This window comes from Neobacillus niacini (genome assembly GCF_019749295.1).
GTDB classification, from domain to species: domain Bacteria; phylum Bacillota; class Bacilli; order Bacillales; family Cytobacillaceae; genus Neobacillus; species Neobacillus niacini_D.
Genome location: NZ_JACWFG010000002.1, coordinates 246,147 through 263,584 on the forward strand (window position 1 = coordinate 246,147; position 17,438 = coordinate 263,584).

The following is a 17,438-nucleotide window of genomic DNA, read 5'->3' on the forward strand; positions in this document are numbered from 1 at the left end:
GTATCCTATTTTAAGGCTACTTTTCAACCTCGTTTATCATCCTGCTTAATTCCTCAGCTGAGTAAGGGGTAAGCTTTGCAGCTTCATCAAGGGTCATGCCTTTTAGTATTAGACCTTTTATTACACTTAAAATCCCTTTTTCTATACCTTTTTCTATGCCGCTTTCTCTCGCGTCTTCTAATCTGCTCCGTTCATCTGATAGAGCTCTTGCCCGCCGTTCATACTCTTTTCTAGTCTCAGGGTCAGCGCTTAACATTGTCAGTTTCTCTTCGGCTTTACTAATTACATCCATCATCAAGACCTCCTTTAGTATACTTTCAGGTAAATCCTCTTTTAAAAATAGCAGCCAGCAATGAAGTGGATTATTCAAATCGTACGTAATTTCCTCGAATTTTGGAAACTCGATGAAATGGATCTCAAGCAAATCTGTTAAGTTATTCTTTGATCGTGCTTCGCCAATTTTATAGGTGGAATGAAAACTCTCATTCCGTAACTCTTCCAGCTTAAAACCTAAAATATTGATTGTTACAGTCTTTTTCAGTTCTCTATATAAACATCCAGATTCAAAATCCTCTACAAATAGCTTTGACCAATAAAAAAGAGTTCGGGGAATCATGTTTTTTTGGTTTAATAGTTGAACTTCAATATTTATTTTTTCACCATTAGTCATTTTTGCCTTTATATCTAAAACACCTAATTTTTCTTCCTTCTTAAATCGGTTGAGTTTTTCATTCTCAATCGTAATATTCACAATGTCTATTTTAAGTATTGCATTAAGCAGCCCAATTAACAGTTCATTATCATTTTCGTCTCCAAATAATTTTTTAAACAAGAAATCATTTAATGGATTTAGGCGATTCATTACAGTACCTCCTTATACTTTACCATAAAACTTCCATTTCCCTAGACCTCCAGTTTCTTGCTGGCAGCCAATACCTTCGGCTCGTCTTTTTCACTTGTTTTCATTCTTTTTCTTCCCGCGATCAATAAAAAGGCTACTTTGTTGTCTTCCTTAATGGCAAAGTTGGTGAAGATATCGTAAGCATCTTCCTCGGAAAGCTGCTTCCTGCCTTCGATTAGCTGTAATGATTGGTGTTGACAATTAAATTGGGAGTTAGTCTCACGTATGTGGATGGTAACTCGTGATTGGGTAAGAGGGATTGAATGGTAGGAAAGGTTTGATGTTGGATGATGAGACTTTTTAGAGAGTAAAATAGCATCGTAGAAATCTGGTTTCCCCTTGATCTCCATTTCCAAGTGACTCGGTCGTTCTCCGATAAAAATTAGTGAGTTTGGCATTCGATTGATGACCTCCAATAAGACAAATAATTACATCGATATTTATTATTCGACAATAATTTCAAGACCCCTTTTTCCTCTACTGGTTTTGAAGCTCTCATTGAGGTAAATGTGTATAATTTATGTCATCCTAGTAAAGACCATCGTAACTATAAAAAAAGAGGCCGCTGACATATTATCAGCGGCCTTGAAAAATAAAACACAGGGGGTTTTGTACTAGTTTGTCCCAATGTACAAAAATTATTCATAATAAATGGATAAAAAAATTCCGGCGCTGCCCGGCCGGAAATGGGGATACTTTGGGGATAATGCCTTTTTATCTGCCTTCGGGGAAATCTTATAAAAAACTTTTAGGAGTCCATTTTTATTCAAATACCGAGTCTCAAGGATGATGATTTTTTAAAAGTGAATGGAGATATGATCGTGAACTTGTGATGGTGTGTGTGTATGGTGTGGTGTGGGGTAGTTTCTGATTGGGCTCCATTCTCTTTCCTTTAACTGCCCTTTCATTATCCATTCTAGCTGGCCGATTCTCTTCTGCAGACTATCCATGTTTTGGTTCATCTCGTTCATTCTTTTTTGCAGCTTATCATTATTCTGATTCGCACGTCCTACCATTTTTATCAAACTTTCAAGCAGTTGTTCTAAACTGGCTGCAACATCCTCACGATTACTCAAAATGGAAGCTCCTCCTTCGTTACCGTAACACTTAGCGGCGTTGGCACTACTGGACTATAATTTGGTTTTGCACTCAAGAATTGAATTTGCTCAGCCACCACCTCCGTTACATAAACCCTTTTTCCTTCTTTATTTTCATAATGACGGCTGTGCAGCCTGCCGGTTACCCCAACGACTGAACCTTTTCGGCAGTATTGTGCCGTATTTTCCGCAGATTTCTTCCAAAGTGTGCATTGAACAAAATCCGCCTCAATTTCTCCATGCTGGTTTCGGAATTGCCGGCTGACTGCTAACGTCACAGTAGTTACGGGCAGCCCCTCGCTTGTCTTTCTCAGCTCCGGATCCCGCGTCAGCCTTCCTACAAGCGTGACTTGATTGATCATACAAAACTCTCCTCTCCTTTTGATGGCTTAATCATAGTCCTTCACCCACTTCATGTAAAACGGCCATTTAGAGCTTTCCGAGGTGCCTTTTGCTCCAAAATCATCATTTCCCCTGCTCTAAAAAACCAGTTTGAAAGTCCTAAATTTTAACAAAATGCTGACTTGCAAAAAACGACAAATATTTTTCGACATTTGTTTCCAAAAGGATTATGCTATAATTTAGAAAAAGTGAACGAGAATCGATAAGTGGAGGGATCGCAAATGAAAACCTTTAAGTTAGTCGCTTTGGAAGTTGTTGACGGTGCAAATACGGTGGAAATTCCATTAGAAGATGGATTAATTATCAATAAAGAAAACGAACGTGCCAGTTGGCTGCTTGAGGCTTACACGGATTTATCCCTTTATGACTACTTCAAACAAGTCCAGCAAGATAGCCGCGAGGTCATTGTACAGGCTGTCATCACGAAGCGCGAAAACACTCCTGCCTATTTCCAAACGAGAATTGCTTCACTTCACAAATTTGAAAAACATATAAGTGTCCTGTTTGAAGGTCAATTACGCCGAAACAGAAGTGATTACTCCGAGTTATTGCTCGATAGTCTGCTTGAAAAGGGTCTTGGCGGTCAGGCTTTACTGGAAGAATTTAAGGACAAAATGAAAAGCAAACCGAAATTAAAAATTAAACATGATTAAAAAGGGCAGGCTGCATGAGCCGGCCCTTTCTACTTACTATCTATCCCTATTGTTGCGGTCGTTAGCGTCACGGTCGTCTTCAATCATTTCTTCACCGCGAGTATTTCTGTCTCTCATTATGTCTTTGTCGGTGTCAGTGTTAATGTCGTTGTTGTTGTAACGAGTGTTGGTGTTGTTTAATCCATCATCACCGTTGTTGTCGTTGTTGTCGTTGTTGTCGTTGTTGTCGTTGCCATCCATGTTGTTATCATCATCAAGTGGAGTATCCACTTCGTCGTTCACTGGAGGCGGTGGATTTTGATCATCATCATTATTACAACCCGCTAACATAAACCCTGACAGAAGTGCACTTAATAGCACTAAAAACAGCTTTTTCTTCAAACGTAAAAGCCCCTTTCCATAGGAAAAATATTGACCCGTTTGACTTGGTCTTCTGTTATTTTCCCCAAGAATTTTAGGACTATTACACAAAAAAATAATCGGAGATTTCCCCGATTATTTTCCTAGTGCAAAGGTGATTTCCGCTTCGCAAGCTACTTCTCCATCCACGGTTGCCACTGCTTTTCCTTTTCCAATTGGACCGCGCAAACGGATGATTTCGACTTCAAGTCGTAATTGATCACCCGGTTTTACTTGTTTTTTAAACCGGCAGCTGTCAATTCCAGCAAAAAATGCCAATTTGCCGCGATTTTCTTCTTTTTTCAATACAGCAACTGCACCAACTTGAGCCAGCGCCTCCACAATTAACACCCCTGGCATAACGGGATAGTCAGGAAAATGACCATTGAAAAACTCTTCATTTGCTGTCACATTCTTGATACCAACGGCCTTAACGCCTTCTTCTACTTCTAAAATTTTATCTACAAGTAAAAATGGATAACGATGGGGAATAATTTCTTTTATTTGTTGTACGTCTAACATTTTTAGTACCTCCTCATAGGAACTGATATATACATTTTACTATTAAGAGGATACAAAAAGGAAGGGCATGTGTGCCCTTCCTCGTTATTTTTTTTCTACTAAGTCAATTATATGTGTCCAAGTGGACCCTTTTAACACATCTCCAGGATCTCCGCTTCCGAGCACACCGTACCCAATCGCAGCACCCGCCAGCATAAAGACTCCAGTAAATACGACCAACAGGATCATGCGAAGCCAGATTGGAATAAGACGGATCCGAATCCGCTTATTTACATTTTCAGCTTTGCGGGCCTTTTGAGCACTTTTGACCTTAGAAGCTTTTTGAGTAGCTGGTTTTTCTACAGTCTTTTTCCCATCTACTTTTTTCTGTTTATAATCTTCTCTTGTCTTCACCTGTTTTAGATGATTTACTGACATACTTTATTCCCCTTTTAACCGAAATCCATCTATATTGTATAAGACTTTTCAATGTCATCTTCTGCTGATATTTTCATTTTACCTAATATTATACTCTATTTTATAAAAAAATTAGGGAATAAGCAGTAATTTTTGCAGAAAAAGTATTACCATGGAAAAAAGTGGCGAAAAATATAGGGGATCTAGCCAAAAAAATCTTGGGTAATTAAGCGGAGAATTTCCGCTTAACTTATTTTTTTTATTAAAAAATGCCTAAATAGACGGAGAAACTCCGCCTATTTGTTCAAAAACGTGATAATGGTGGAGTTTTCATTGCTTAAGCGGAGAACCTCCGCCTATTTACCCCGAAACAAGCTCCATTCTCTACTTAACCGGAAAATCTCCGCTTATGATACTTAAGCCTATTACTCGATTAAGGTCAGTCTTTAGATTTTACGAGATAGTATCCCTAATAAAGAAACTCGCCCATTACGGCGAGTTTTACTTATAAGGTAAGATGTCCTACCTGTTATCCAAGTTTTCTTTTCGCAATTCGGTCGATGTTGTCTAACATAATGCCTGTTCCGATTGCTACACAGTCCATTGGATTTTCGGCCACTAGGACTGGTACCTTCAACTCATCCGCAAGCAATGTGTCGATTCCGTGGAGTAAAGCTCCTCCGCCTGTTAGGATGACACCGCGGTCGATAATATCCGCTGATAGTTCTGGCGGTGTGCGCTCAAGAACACTTTTAGCCGCTTGCACAATCACAGCCACTGATTCGCGTAATGCGCCTTCGATTTCTTCTGAACGGACGGTAATCGTACGCGGTAAGCCGCTGACCATGTCACGTCCGCGGATATCCATTTCCTCTGAGCGTGATCCTGGAAATACGGTACCGATGTTGATTTTAATATTTTCAGCTGTGCGCTCACCGATTAATAGCTTATACTCACGCTTAATGTGGTTGAGAATTTCCATGTCGAACTTGTCGCCGGCCATTTTTATAGAGGATGAAGTTACGATATCGCCCATTGATAGGACGGCAACATCTGTCGTTCCGCCGCCGATGTCGACAACCAAGTTACCGCTCGGTTGGAAAATATCCATTCCTGCGCCAATGGCTGCCACTTTCGGTTCTTCTTCTAAGTAAATCTTCTTGCCGCCGCTTTTTTCAGCCGCTTCTCTGATTGCCTTTTGCTCCACGCTTGTGATGTTCGTTGGACAGCAAATCAAAATGCGCGGTTTTGATAAAAAGCCTTTTACATTTAACTTATTAATAAAATGTTTTAACATTGCTTCTGTAACGTCAAAGTCAGCGATTACTCCATCTTTTAACGGACGAATCGCGACAATGTTCCCAGGTGTACGTCCGACCATACGGCGAGCTTCTTCTCCGACAGCAAGAACACGGTTTGTATTTTTATCAATTGCTACAACAGAAGGCTCATTCAATACAATTCCACGGCCTTTTACGTGAATTAACACGTTAGCCGTTCCCAAATCAATCCCAATATCCCTAGCAAACATTCTCTTTTCTTTCCTCCTTGAAACGGTCATACTTCCTAATTGCTAATTGTACCATATTCCTTAAAATTTCCATACTTTAAACCTAAAAAACGTAGAAATTTGTCGGAAAAAATTACTTGAAAGAGAATGTATGCCTTTTTGACCATTAAAAATGGCCCTTTTCCCGACTTTCTTAGAATGCTCCAAGAAGTCTTTGAAAATGGCCATTTCAAAACATTTTTTCTTTCCACACAGAGATTTTTTCTCGAAGGTCGGCCTATTTAACAGCCTCACCTTCTTTTTCTTCCTTCTGGTACTTCATTTTCGTAGCCTCTCCACCCCGGAGATGTCTGATAGATTTATGATAATCTAGTATTTCTTTTACCTCATTTGCCAGCTCAGGATTTATTTCAGGAAGTCTCTCTGTCAAATCTTTATGGACAGTACTTTTGGATACGCCAAACTCCTTCGCTATTACACGAACCGTTTTCCTCGTCTCCACGATATACTTTCCAATCTTGATAGTTCTCTCTTTGATGTAATCGTGCACACCACTCGCCCTCCCTAAATTGGATGTGAGAAGTGCGAAATGAGATCCGCTTATCACTAAGACGAAATACTGATTCCACATAACTGCAGCGGTGCCACTGTCTCGGTGCCTGTCACCATTTATGCAATTATGCAGCTATACGATGTATAATCATGTCCCCAACTGAATCCACAAAAGCCTCAAACGATTCTTCACCTCAAACACTCTCTTTTGTAAAGGTTTGTAACCATTTTATTAGCTTGGATACGAGAATATGCACGATTTATCTAATCAGGACAAGATACCATATGAATTTTTAGAAAAATCGGACATTTTATATGAGAAATGGGACCTATTACGCATTTATCGACACAAGCGCGAAAAAGCTGAAGTCTGCACTGTATCTGGATTTTAACAGCCACTCAAACGGCTCCTATGATTATTTCCGGAGAAATGTGTCGATACCAAAAGTCGAATGAAAATTTTTCAAAAAATAATATTTTTTTATTTTTTCACTGCTTTTTTTTTGCTAATAACCTTGTTTCAGCAATCATTTTTTACGCTTTGTTTATCAAAAAATATTATATAATGGGATGAAATAGACTGAAAGGAATTAGACATATGTTGCCTTTTACAGAAAAAGTCGTAGAAATCATTAAAAATATCCCCGAAGGCAAGGTTATGACCTACGGACAGGTTGCAAGAGAAGCTGGCAGCCCTCGTGCTGCCCGCCAGGTGGTGCGCGCCCTTCACTCGATGAGCCGGAAGTACGGCCTTCCCTGGCATCGTGTGGTGAATAGTAAAGGACAAATCGCCCTTCAAGAAGATGAAGCTTATCATGAGCAGCTGTTTTCACTAGAGAGCGAAGGTGTCGAAATTGGACTTGGGGGCAAAATTGACTTAACCAAATATCAGTATCATCCAGGTGATGAACACACTTTTTAACAAAATCACCAGCTAAACCATATAGGACTTTCGCTTCACTGTTCTATTTACACAACTGCCAAAAGTCCAAATTGAAATCGCTCTCAAAAAGTTATCAACTCAGAAAAATAATCCAAAACAAGAGACAAAGCCTTGAGACACAAGGCTTTTTATTTTGCAAAAATGTGTTCTAGACGGTTTGTCTCAACCTTCGCTAGTATTAGTCACACAAAGACCAATTGGTTCCGAAATCCTCCTAAGGGTTGGCTTCTTATGTATCCGTTTTCATCAATAGAAGATGTTTGGCATGGTCAAAATATAAAGGGAGTGGAGAATACGTGGGGAAAAAGAAGAAAAAGAAAGTCTTATCAAGCGCCTTATCACTAGGGCTCGTTTTTTCAAGTCTTCCATATGCTTCAGCAGCTGTTACAGACGTTGAGGGGTACAACTTGGTAGACGGTTCTGATTTTGAAGAAAACAATCTATGGGGTTTTACAGCTGCAAATTCAACTGTTTCTATTAATGAAGCAGATGTTAAAGGAAACGCAACCGATAAACTTCAATATACGATTGTGAATGCATCTGGCGGCCGTGTGGCTACAAAGAACTTAGATACAGCTGTAAAAGGCAAAGACATTCTTGTCAAATTCGATTGGTACCCTGGAAAGAACAATGACAAAGGATCAAGACAGTTTGAGAATTCTGGTGAGCTGCGAATTCTAGATAACACTGGAAACATTGTTTTTACCTTAAACAATACCAATACAGAAGCCATCGAGTATTTTGCAGGAACCCAAGCCCCTGCCCAAACCTCTTTCACCAATCAAGATGCATGGTATGAAGTGAGTGTTCATTTTGATTTGATCCAAAACCAAGCTGTTTTAACGCTAAAGGATAAAGTATCTGGTGAAACAAAAGAATACACTTCTTCCTTAGAAGGTGTTGCGTTCGACGGCTCTGTCAAGGCTGTGAAGCTTGTTGGAATCCGCACATCTGGAAATAACCACTCATGGACCACCTACCTCGATGATTTTGGCATCTATAGTGTACCTATTCCAGGTAACACCATCTCAAAAGTAGATCAATTACGCTACCACCAGGTTTATGTAAATGAAACAACTTCAGATGTTTCTTCCATCGGCCTCCCTGAAAAAGTAACTGTAACGCTTGCGGATAACAGCAAGAAGGACGTGGCAGTAACAGAGTGGAGAACGGTCGGAAAGGAATGGAATCCTAAAAATTCAGGTTTCTATGAGTTTAAAGGAACACTTGCACAAACAGAAGGAATTGACAACAGCTTTAACCGCGAAGCCACTCTTTATGTTTATAACCGACTGAACGCTCCCGATACAGAGAGACAAACCGAATGGCTGGACCGCGGCGTAATTGCTCTTAAATCCGAAAATGGAAACTTTGTCAGCTGGCGTTTGCTTGCCGACGAATACGCGAAGGATGTCACCTTTAATATCTACCGCAATGGGGAGAAATTAAACACGATGGCCCTTAGTGTGACAAACTACCAAGATGCAGCAGGTAAAGCGAACGATACGTATACGGTTGAAACACTGGTGAATGGCAAAGCTGTTGAGGAAAATGAAGTAAAAGCATTAGATAAAGATTATCTTTCTATTCCAATGCAAAAGCCTGAGGGCGGAACGACGGCTACTGGCAATTACGAATACACAGTCAATGATTCTAGCGTAGGCGACTTAGATGGAGATGGCGAGCTTGAAGTCATTGTCAAATGGTACCCAACTAATGCAATTGATAGTTCACAGACAGGTATGACCGGTCCAACTATTTTTGACGCCTATAAATTAGATGGAACGCTGTTATGGCGTATTGATATGGGGCTTAATCTTACTTCTGGCGCCCACTATCATCAATTTGTTGTAGCCGATTTTGACGGCAATGGAAAAAGTGATTTCCTCATCAAAACAGCTGACGGAACCACTTCGTATGGTGCAACTGATGGAAAGTTCGACAGCAGCAAGGTTTTAAGTCAGATTGGAAACCCAGAAGACAATGGAAAATGGCTGGGTGAAAACGGACATGTGATCGGTGGACCTGAGTATATCTCTGTATTCAATGGGGAAACAGGAGAAGTCATTGACACCATCGATTATGCATTCCCTCTTGGAGACGATAAAGGCGCTTCATGGGGCGATACATGGCAGAACCGTTCTGACCGTTTCCTTGCTGGATTAGCTTATTTAGACGGTAAAACACCAAGTGCCCTTTATGGACGCGGCTACTATGAGCGAACAAGTTTTGTTGCGTATAGTGTAAAAAATGGCAAGCTGGTAGAAGAATGGACTTTTGATTCAAACGAGGCTGGACGCGGCAAAGGTCTAGGGAACCACAATCTTGCTACAGGCGATATCGATAATGATGGCTTCGATGAAATTATTGCCGGCAGTTTAACACTTGATCATGATGGCAGCATTGTTTATGCCATGGACGGAGAAATGCAGCGTGAAACAGGTTCCCATGGGGATGCGCTCCATGTCGGTGCCTTTGACCCTGCCCGTGACGGGCTACAAGTATTTGGTGTTCACGAGGTACCAGCTGTGGCCTCTTTAGAATTACACGATGCTGCAACAGGCGAAACACTGATGTCGTATTTTGGCTCTGTTGATGCCGGCCGAGGCGTAGCTGCGAATATCAGTTCAGAACCAGGCTATGAATTCTGGGGCTGGGGCGGCGACACTGTTGAAACTGGCGGCGGGATCTACAATGTACAAGGTAAGGTAGTGGCTGACAGCTCAAGGGAAGCAGAGTTATCTGCAAACTTTGCTCTTTACTGGGACGGCGACCTCCAGCATGAGTTACTGGATAATACTTCGATTACCAACTACAACGAGGCAACTGGTAAAGCAGAACTGGTAAAAGCTTTCGAAGGTGTTCATAGCAGTAACGGAACAAAGGCAACGCCAACGCTGCAGGGTGATATTGTTGGGGACTGGCGTGAAGAAGTTCTCCTGCCTACCAATGATAATACAGAGCTTCGTGTTTTCAGCACTACTGCCCCAACGGAGTATAGACTGTACACATTAATGCACGATGATGTCTACCGAAATGGCATTGCATGGCAAAACACAGCCTACAATCAGCCGCCGCACATTGGCTTCTACCTAGGTGAAGATATCCGTGATGGTGTTCTTGCAGGCGAATTACAAGCACCAAGTGTGGACTATACAGCCTCTCTTCAATCTATGAAACATAGTGTTGTTCTTGAATTAAATGTACCTGTCTTGAAAAATAGCCTGGATCAAGTACAGCACCAGTTAAATGATGGGAAAATCAAACAGGCAGTAACACATATGGAAAACTTCAAAAAGCATCTAACTACGTCCAATGCTGATGAAGGTTTGAAAGCTAAATTACTTTCTGACGCTGACCAATTAATTGCTGGCTGGAAATAAAAATAGAAGGGCAGGCTGTTTACTCAGTCTGCCCTTCTTTATATTTTCGTCAGACCAAGAGCGAGATGGTCCCATAATATTTTTTCAACCTGATCCCATTTGTGATCCTCGCAGCGAACCATGAGGACGATTTCTGAGGTGATGTTGTTACTCCCTCTTTTATTTTTCTTGAGGAGCAGCATCTTAATCACAAATCCAAGCAGCAATCCTGACAGAGCCCCAATAATTCCCCACAGGATCGGCCCCCATTCTAAAATATACCCGTATATCGCACCAAGCAGCATCAAGCAGGTACCTAAAATCGCCGGCCCGTCAAATAGACTAAATCCATCTGATTTATGGATACTATCAAATAAGCCTCGCAGCTCCTTCCGCTTATCAAGTGGAGCAGCTAGAATCAATTCCTTTGGGATTCCCTGCTTTTCGAGTGCGGCAATCGCTAACTCGATATAAATGGAATTCTCAAACGTAGCAATCACAAACATCCACTCAACTCACTTCTTAAAAAGGAAATTTGAACTCCTTTTTTTGATAATTTTCACGTAAGAATTTCTTCATTTCTTTTTCAAAAAGTAGATTGTAATCCACCGCCGAAGCATAGGCATCATACAGAACAAAAAAGTAAATGGATGGCAGATAGAGGAGCCACTGCATATCTACTACCTGTTTTGCGTCATCGAACCTGCCATGCATGGAATACTGGATTCCCTCTGGAATATGCCCAAAATACATAATCGCGACCGTGTAGGCAAATAAAAAGAATCCGGCAATGACTTTATGGATATAAAGGTGGCCCAAGCCGGGAAATAATGCGGCCCACGCGACTGCGACCCATGGTTTCCGCTTATCCAAGAAGTTAATGGCCCAAGCTCCCATGGCATTTGGGCGTAGTAGTGCGGCATCCTCATGATCGGCTAAAAGATATTGTTTGTTTAAATCAACCGTTGTCCGATAGCTGTCCCAGATTCCAAACATATAAATCCCCACATAGAGCATGAGCCACCGCTCATCCATAACTTCTTTGGCTTTTGCAAAGTCACCAGTGAGGGTAAATAATATCCCGAGGTTCACATTGGCCTTGCCATTAATGAACGTTTCCCAGAGGATCAGGATAAACCCTGCAATATAGCGGTGCAGCAGGAGGTGGCCGAAGCCTGGATAAGAAAAAGCAAAAAAGGCGACCACCCAGGGGTTCTTTGTTTGAAGGACAGATGTTGTAAATTGTGATAAGTGTGCCCTATATCTGCGTGCTGGAGGATGTTGATTCAATTTCGTTCTCCTGTCTTTTAAATATTATTTTTTCTAAATTTGGTCGAATTATCCACCTCCACAACAAAAAAACAGAAACCGGTTGATGGTTTCTGTTTTTTGCTGTTTATTTCGCTTCCATAAAGAAGTTTTTCACTTTTTTCACGGGAACCTGAGAGCCGCCCCGATCCTGAACGTTTTCTATCATGATTGCCGCCATTAATGCTGGTGAATTGGTATTGTAGGCAATGAACCAGCCGTTTTCGGTTCCTTTTACCCCTTGCTTTTCTTTGATCTCAGCTGTTCCGGTTTTACCTGCTAGCGGGTAGTCTGCCATTTCCGCGGAATGTGCTGTCCCTTCTGCATCACCAACAACCTTTCTTAACTGTGATGATACTGTAGCAGCGATTTCAGGTGATACAACTTGCTTTTCACTTTTTTCAGTATCTAAAATCAAGCTAGGCTTCACCATATTACCGCCATTTACAAACGGAGTATAGGTTTGCAGCAAATGGACAATACTCATTTGAATTTGTCCCTGACCGTAGCCTGAATCTGCTAAAGATATCTCGTTTTCTAATTTTCCAATCGTCGATTTCTCTAGCGGGAACGGATAATCGGAGTCTTCCTCAAAGCCAAATTCCTTCAAGCCCGCTGTGAAGGGATCCTTCCCGATTTCCAAAGCTGTTCGAGCAAAATAAATATTATCAGAGAACACCATTGCTTTTTCCAAATTCACTGGATTGGCTTCGTGAACCCTTGTGACGTAATAGCCGCCCCATGAAGCACCCTTTTGCCATTGTAATCCCTTAATATCCATTGTTTGCTCTGTTGTAATGGTGTTATTTTTCAGCCCAATAGAAGCTGTCAGCGGCTTGAACACAGAGCCTGGTGCATAGGCCTTATTGAACCTGGCTGTCATGGGCTTGAGCGGATCATCCTGAAGCTGCTTCCACTCGCTACTTGAGAAGCCCAGGGTGGCTTGGTTCGGGTCAAACGATGGCGAGCTGACGAGTGCAAGGGTTTCGCCGCTTACCGGGTCAATCACTGCCCCTGCACCTGGCTCACCGACTAGCTGCCCATATAAGCTTGCCTGCTTATCGATATCAATGGTAAGCTTCAGGTCCTGACCATCCTCAACTGGTTTTTCAGCCAGGATTTCCGTGCTGCCGTCAGGTTTTTTAATCGTAATTTTTACGCCGCTTTTTCCTTTAAGGTGCTCATCATATACTTCCTCGAGACCTCTTTTTCCAATAATATCATTGCTTGTATAGCCTTTATCCTTTACCTTTTCCAGTTCTTCTGCGGTAATCGAGCCGACATAACCAATTAAATGGGCAGCCGCTTCTTTATATGGATAGATTCTCGCTTCTACCTTTTTCGTTTGTACAGGCTCTAAGGCAATCAATTGCGCGATACGCTCTTGGTCGTCCATCGAAACCTTCTTTAACGGCACAAACAAATCTGGCTTCACCCAGCTGGCATTAAGCGCTTTGTTAATCTGGTCTGGCGTCATTTTTAAAAGACTTGATAATTGCTGAATAACAGGACCTTCCTGCCCCTCCATCATTCCAGGAACCACACCAACCTCGTACACATTCCCGTTCATCGCTAAACTATTTCCTGATCGATCAAGAATTTGTCCGCGCTTTGGCTTACTATTGCTGATCGCTATTTTGTCGCCATCTTTTAGCTGTGGAAAAATATAAGTAGTGTTCCAGTCCACATACCAGTTATTCTTTTTCTCACGTTCTTCCTTTTTCATCTTGGCTGTGTGGGTAAATTTGATTTCTCCTGCAATGCTGTTCATAGACGCAGAAAAGTCATACGTGACCGATTTTTGGTCCTTGTCCAGCTTTTCTTCTTCTGCTGGTTTTTTAAAGTCAATCTTGAGGTCTTTTATTTGCAGGTCTTCATAGATTTTTTGATAGCGATTGATGAAGTCTTCCTTCGTGATTACCTCTTTGCTGCCGTCCGTAAGGTAGTCATACATCTTATCAAACTTTTGCTCATTCCATAGCTTTATGTATGCTGCAAACTGATCCTCGGGCGTGGGTTCCTTGCTGCAGCCAGCTCCCACTATTGTAAAAAGAAAAAGCATCATCAGCAGCCCTAGTAATTTTTTCAAAAAAGATCCCCCCTTTTTCAACCAGTTTACCATATTTATGAAAATAAAACGCGGGCAAAACTGCACAAAAAAAAGAGGAAGGTAGATTCCCCTTTCCCCTTTGTTTCATATTAAGAGTTTGATTTTTCTGTTGACTCAGAAGATTCGTCTTTGGATGGAGCTTCTTCATCATTAGAAGGAGTTTCTTCTTTTGAAGGAGTTTCCTTATCAGAAGGAGTTTCTTCCTTTGATGGAGTTTCCTTATCAGAAGGAGTTTCTTCCTTTGATGGAGTTGACTCATCACTAGCAGGGTCCTCAATCATTTGTTGTTTTGGACTCTTCTTATCTTCTGTATTTTCATCCGCTGCAGTTTCTTCCTGTAATTCACTTACTGGTTTGTTAAAAAAGTTCGTCGGATTAACAGCTACACCGTCTTTGCGGATTTCAAAATGTACATGCGTTCCAGATTCTTCATCAAACAAGCTTTGTCCAGCCATGGCAATCACTTGTGATTGTTTAACCTTATCGCCAACCTCAACCTTCACATCTTTAACCGATTGATATTGTGTTACAATACCTTTATCGTGTTCAATTTCAATGACATTTCCAAGAGTAGCATCCTCTTCGACTCTAGTAACCGTACCACTTAGGGCAGCTAATACATCAAAGGTTTCGCCATCTTTAGATGTGAAGTCAACACCAGTATGCGGCACATACGTATTGTTGTAAAATACTAATGCAGCTTCCTGCTTTTCTTCACTTGCATTGAAATCATAGAATTCCATTTTGACAACGGCATCCATTGGATCTGTTACTGGCATTTTTAAGTTTTCTAAAGCAGAGTTTACCTCAAGTGCTGGAGTATCGTTCTTTTTACCAGTCAGGTCAGAAGACTCGTAATCGTACTTGTCTGTAGCGTTGTCGCTGCCTTGGAACCAAAGAACACCTGTCAGAATGATTGCTGCACTTGCAATATAAATGGCTGGAAATACCCAACGCTTCTTGAAAAAGCGTTTAACACTGGAATCTTGAGAAGATCGTTTGTTTTCTTCCTCTCTCATTTTCATCACCTCAGCAATCATTCTGAACAGATAAGTAGAATTATATACACTAGTGAAAAAAATTTTTCTACTTATTTTTCGATAAACCTTATTTTTTTATGCATGAAGGAGGAAATTTTTTTGAAATACGTCCTGCGAATACTTCCCATCGCCTATATGGCGGCGATTTGGATTATGTCCAGTCTGCCATCCAACCACTTCGTCGAGCTCCCCGATTCAGAGGTTGATCTATTTATAAAGGAATCTCTGCATTTAATAGAGTTCGCCATTCTATATGTATTGCTAGTTTTAGCCTTCCTTACACGCAAGGGCGGGTTTAGCGCGCGTCTAAACGTTCTCTGTGCCGTTATAGCCGGCCTTTACGGGCTGACGGACGAGATTCACCAATCCTTCTATCCTTACCGCTCAGCATCCTGGTTTGACCTCGTCAAAGACGTCACAGGAATACTCGTATGTTTTTATTTTATACGAGGTGCGTTGTTTAAAGGCCGATTTGAGAGGTTAGGGAAGGTACTTGGTTGGGTGAGGAAATTGTAGCCACTGCGCGAGTTTGTGCGGTGGTTTTTTATTAGGGATAGATTTTGGATTTGAAACTTGCTGTACTATTTAGGTTCGCTGTATTTAAATAATGGTGGGCCATATATGCATTGTTGATTTTCGTGTAGGGTTGATAATGCATAGGCGGAGAATTTCCGGCTATTGTTTATAGAGGAACCTTTAGAAGCAGATCTAAGCGGAGATATTCCGCTTAACTGCTTAAAATACGACAAATTACAAGGATTTGGATACAATAAGCGGAAAAAATCCGCCTATTTTTAAGAAAATATGTGTATTTTCCAATTTAAGCGGAAATTCTCCGCTTATGTTCCAAGCACAGTGAAATCAACATTCAGTTTTAATAGAGCCATTTTAAAAAAAATCCTCTACCTGCTAAAATTTGTTCCTCACCTGCAAACTCTCCTCGCTTACCTGCCTAATATCCACCCTCACCTGCGGTTTCACTTAGTTTATCTGCCTAACTTATTCCCAGCTCCATACAAAAGCCAGGCCCCACTAGGCCTGGCTTCCACAAATCTATTTCTGCGCCGTAATCGTTGCGAGCATGCTGTCCGCATTTGTCACTTCGACACCCTGATAATAGTGCTTCACGATCTCTTGATAGTTCTTCCCATCGGCGGCCATGCCGTTTGCGCCGTATTGGCTCATGCCGACGCCGTGCCCGAAGCCGCGGGTGGTAATCACAATGCTGTTTCCTTTACGCTCCCATTCAAAGTCCGACGACCGCAATTCTAATTTTTCACGAATTTGTTTTCCGGTCAGCACCTTGCCGCTAAAATCTACCTTCGCGACCCGCTTGCCAGCGGTGCGCTCAACAATTTTTCCAATTGTCCCGCTCGCCCCAACCTTTACACCGAGCGCCGACTCAAATTGTTTCACGCTGATTTCCTTCACAGAGTTGAATTTCGGGGAACTTTTATCCCATGGACTTGATACACTTCGCAAATAAGGCATTTCATTGGGCCAGTAATCCTCGGAGTTTTCGGTATAGCCGTTGCTGGTGGAGAAGAAGGAGGCGTCGATGGCCTGACCGTCATACGTCAAAATCTGACCACTCGTGGCTCGAACAGCACCCAAAATTTTTGCGTAATTCGATTCAAACTCCATTCCCCAGTTGTCTCTCATCTGCTCTTCGCTCAAATACACCTGATGGATCTGCGTGTCCGTTACCTGTGCACCTTCGGGAACACCGATTGTATCTTTGCTCAGCATTTTTTTTACGATATAGGTTCTAGCTGTCAATGCTTGCGCCTTCAAGGCCTCCTCCTTGAATTCCACAGGCATTTCAGCTGCTACAACCCCAACGAGGTATTCTTCTAGTGGAACATTATCGATTTGTCCTGCAGAGGAGCGGTAAACCGCGACTTCAACGGCGGCATCCTTTGATGAATTGGCTGCAGTTTCCGAGCTGGGGGCCTTGTTAGAAAGGTCTTCACCTAATTTGCCGCTAGCTTTCCCATCCCCAAACGGAAGTACTAATATCGCTGGAATGAGTAAAGTGAGGGCAAATAAGAATGACGCTAGTAGGATGAGTGGTTTGAATTTTTTCATGTAGGAGCCTCCAATTATGAAATTTATGCACCCCGAATTGGGCTACTTCTCATTCCATCATATGGAGGCGGACAAGCATTTATGACTAAAATAATATGACTGAATTTTCTAAAAACAACATATAATAAAAAACCGAAGAATGCATCTCACAGACA

The 17,438-nt window shown here is 41.7% G+C and carries 18 protein-coding genes; 4 read left to right on the forward strand and 14 right to left on the reverse strand.

The annotated features are described in order from the left end of the window. Positions 1 to 16 precede the first annotated feature (16 nt). From H0184_RS04830 to H0184_RS04845, 4 genes are all read right to left on the reverse strand, one after another. Entirely contained in the window at positions 17 to 862 is an 846-nt protein-coding gene (locus H0184_RS04830; protein WP_221822054.1) for an Rpn family recombination-promoting nuclease/putative transposase, read from the reverse strand. A 41-nt stretch (positions 863 to 903) separates the two neighbouring features. Next, positions 904 to 1,299 carry a hypothetical protein gene (locus H0184_RS04835; RefSeq protein WP_221822056.1) on the reverse strand — a complete coding sequence of 132 codons (396 nt, stop codon included), beginning with the start codon at positions 1,297 to 1,299 and terminating at the stop codon, positions 904 to 906. A 399-nt stretch (positions 1,300 to 1,698) separates the two neighbouring features. Further along, on the reverse strand, positions 1,699 to 1,977 hold the full coding sequence (locus H0184_RS04840) for a hypothetical protein (protein WP_221822058.1): 279 nt from the start codon (positions 1,975 to 1,977) through the stop codon (positions 1,699 to 1,701). Beyond that, positions 1,974 to 2,360, reverse strand: coding sequence for a single-stranded DNA-binding protein (locus tag H0184_RS04845; protein ID WP_221822059.1), 387 nt, complete (start codon positions 2,358 to 2,360; stop codon positions 1,974 to 1,976). The genes H0184_RS04840 and H0184_RS04845 overlap by 4 nt, the downstream gene beginning before the upstream one ends. Before the next feature lie 261 nt (positions 2,361 to 2,621). On the opposite strand from H0184_RS04845, the gene H0184_RS04850 reads away from it, so the two are divergent. Beyond that, positions 2,622 to 3,053 (forward strand): YwpF-like family protein, encoded by a 432-nt coding sequence (locus H0184_RS04850; RefSeq protein WP_221822068.1) that lies wholly within the window; start codon positions 2,622 to 2,624, stop codon positions 3,051 to 3,053. Between the two features lie 36 nt (positions 3,054 to 3,089). Here the strand turns inward: H0184_RS04850 and H0184_RS04855 are convergent, their stop codons facing one another. The 5 genes from H0184_RS04855 to spoIIID all read right to left on the reverse strand — a co-directional run bounded on the left by H0184_RS04855 (position 3,090) and on the right by spoIIID (position 6,430). Continuing rightward, a complete protein-coding gene (locus tag H0184_RS04855) occupies positions 3,090 to 3,434 on the reverse strand; it encodes a hypothetical protein (RefSeq protein WP_221822077.1) in 345 nt (114 codons plus the stop codon). A 114-nt stretch (positions 3,435 to 3,548) separates the two neighbouring features. Next, positions 3,549 to 3,974, reverse strand: a complete 426-nt coding sequence (gene fabZ, locus H0184_RS04860) for a 3-hydroxyacyl-ACP dehydratase FabZ (protein ID WP_221822080.1) — start codon at positions 3,972 to 3,974, stop codon at positions 3,549 to 3,551. Positions 3,975 to 4,058: 84 nt separating this feature from the next. After that, entirely contained in the window at positions 4,059 to 4,391 is a 333-nt protein-coding gene (locus H0184_RS04865) for a DNA-directed RNA polymerase subunit beta (RefSeq protein WP_221822082.1), read from the reverse strand. Positions 4,392 to 4,899: 508 nt separating this feature from the next. Continuing rightward, positions 4,900 to 5,901 carry a rod shape-determining protein gene (mreB, locus tag H0184_RS04870; protein ID WP_221822085.1) on the reverse strand — a complete coding sequence of 334 codons (1,002 nt, stop codon included), beginning with the start codon at positions 5,899 to 5,901 and terminating at the stop codon, positions 4,900 to 4,902. A 256-nt stretch (positions 5,902 to 6,157) separates the two neighbouring features. Then, positions 6,158 to 6,430, reverse strand: a complete 273-nt coding sequence (gene spoIIID / locus H0184_RS04875) for a sporulation transcriptional regulator SpoIIID (protein ID WP_007086083.1) — start codon at positions 6,428 to 6,430, stop codon at positions 6,158 to 6,160. A 600-nt stretch (positions 6,431 to 7,030) separates the two neighbouring features. Here spoIIID and H0184_RS04880 point away from each other — a divergent pair. Continuing rightward, positions 7,031 to 7,354 carry an MGMT family protein gene (locus H0184_RS04880; RefSeq protein ID WP_221822087.1) on the forward strand — a complete coding sequence of 108 codons (324 nt, stop codon included), beginning with the start codon at positions 7,031 to 7,033 and terminating at the stop codon, positions 7,352 to 7,354. A gap of 317 nt (positions 7,355 to 7,671) precedes the next feature. Continuing rightward, entirely contained in the window at positions 7,672 to 10,758 is a 3,087-nt protein-coding gene (locus tag H0184_RS04885) for a rhamnogalacturonan lyase family protein (protein ID WP_221822089.1), read from the forward strand. Positions 10,759 to 10,796: 38 nt separating this feature from the next. Here the strand turns inward: H0184_RS04885 and H0184_RS04890 are convergent, their stop codons facing one another. The 4 genes from H0184_RS04890 to H0184_RS04905 all read right to left on the reverse strand — a co-directional run bounded on the left by H0184_RS04890 (position 10,797) and on the right by H0184_RS04905 (position 15,174). Beyond that, positions 10,797 to 11,243: a hypothetical protein gene (locus H0184_RS04890; RefSeq protein ID WP_221822091.1), complete on the reverse strand. Its 447-nt coding sequence runs from the start codon at positions 11,241 to 11,243 to the stop codon at positions 10,797 to 10,799. Between the two features lie 16 nt (positions 11,244 to 11,259). After that, complete coding sequence (locus tag H0184_RS04895; RefSeq protein ID WP_221822093.1) at positions 11,260 to 12,027, reverse strand: hypothetical protein; 768 nt, start codon at positions 12,025 to 12,027, stop codon at positions 11,260 to 11,262. Between the two features lie 106 nt (positions 12,028 to 12,133). Beyond that, complete coding sequence (locus H0184_RS04900) at positions 12,134 to 14,134, reverse strand: penicillin-binding transpeptidase domain-containing protein (RefSeq protein ID WP_221822094.1); 2,001 nt, start codon at positions 14,132 to 14,134, stop codon at positions 12,134 to 12,136. Between the two features lie 110 nt (positions 14,135 to 14,244). Further along, entirely contained in the window at positions 14,245 to 15,174 is a 930-nt protein-coding gene (locus tag H0184_RS04905) for a M23 family metallopeptidase (RefSeq protein WP_221822096.1), read from the reverse strand. 120 nt (positions 15,175 to 15,294) lie between these two features. Between H0184_RS04905 and H0184_RS04910 the strand changes: the two genes are divergently transcribed. Then, a complete protein-coding gene (locus tag H0184_RS04910) occupies positions 15,295 to 15,711 on the forward strand; it encodes a VanZ family protein (RefSeq protein ID WP_396953572.1) in 417 nt (138 codons plus the stop codon). A 537-nt stretch (positions 15,712 to 16,248) separates the two neighbouring features. Here the strand turns inward: H0184_RS04910 and spoIID are convergent. Continuing rightward, positions 16,249 to 17,283, reverse strand: coding sequence for a stage II sporulation protein D (spoIID, locus tag H0184_RS04915; RefSeq protein WP_221822098.1), 1,035 nt, complete (start codon positions 17,281 to 17,283; stop codon positions 16,249 to 16,251). Between the last annotated feature and the right edge of the window lie 155 nt (positions 17,284 to 17,438).

Bases quoted from the DNA above. Each gene is read 5' to 3' on its own strand.
- H0184_RS04830 (WP_221822054.1), bottom strand. From the start codon at position 862: ATGAATCGCCTAAATCCATTAAATGATTTCTTGTTTAAAAAATTATTT.
- H0184_RS04880 (WP_221822087.1), top strand. From the start codon at position 7,031: ATGTTGCCTTTTACAGAAAAAGTCGTAGAAATCATTAAAAATATCCCC.
- spoIID (WP_221822098.1), bottom strand. From the start codon at position 17,283: ATGAAAAAATTCAAACCACTCATCCTACTAGCGTCATTCTTATTTGCC.
- H0184_RS04850 (WP_221822068.1), top strand. From the start codon at position 2,622: ATGAAAACCTTTAAGTTAGTCGCTTTGGAAGTTGTTGACGGTGCAAAT.
- H0184_RS04905 (WP_221822096.1), bottom strand. From the start codon at position 15,174: ATGAGAGAGGAAGAAAACAAACGATCTTCTCAAGATTCCAGTGTTAAA.
- H0184_RS04890 (WP_221822091.1), bottom strand. From the start codon at position 11,243: ATGTTTGTGATTGCTACGTTTGAGAATTCCATTTATATCGAGTTAGCG.
- H0184_RS04865 (WP_221822082.1), bottom strand. From the start codon at position 4,391: ATGTCAGTAAATCATCTAAAACAGGTGAAGACAAGAGAAGATTATAAA.
- H0184_RS04845 (WP_221822059.1), bottom strand. From the start codon at position 2,360: ATGATCAATCAAGTCACGCTTGTAGGAAGGCTGACGCGGGATCCGGAG.
- H0184_RS04835 (WP_221822056.1), bottom strand. From the start codon at position 1,299: ATGCCAAACTCACTAATTTTTATCGGAGAACGACCGAGTCACTTGGAA.
- fabZ (WP_221822080.1), bottom strand. From the start codon at position 3,974: ATGTTAGACGTACAACAAATAAAAGAAATTATTCCCCATCGTTATCCA.
- mreB (WP_221822085.1), bottom strand. From the start codon at position 5,901: ATGTTTGCTAGGGATATTGGGATTGATTTGGGAACGGCTAACGTGTTA.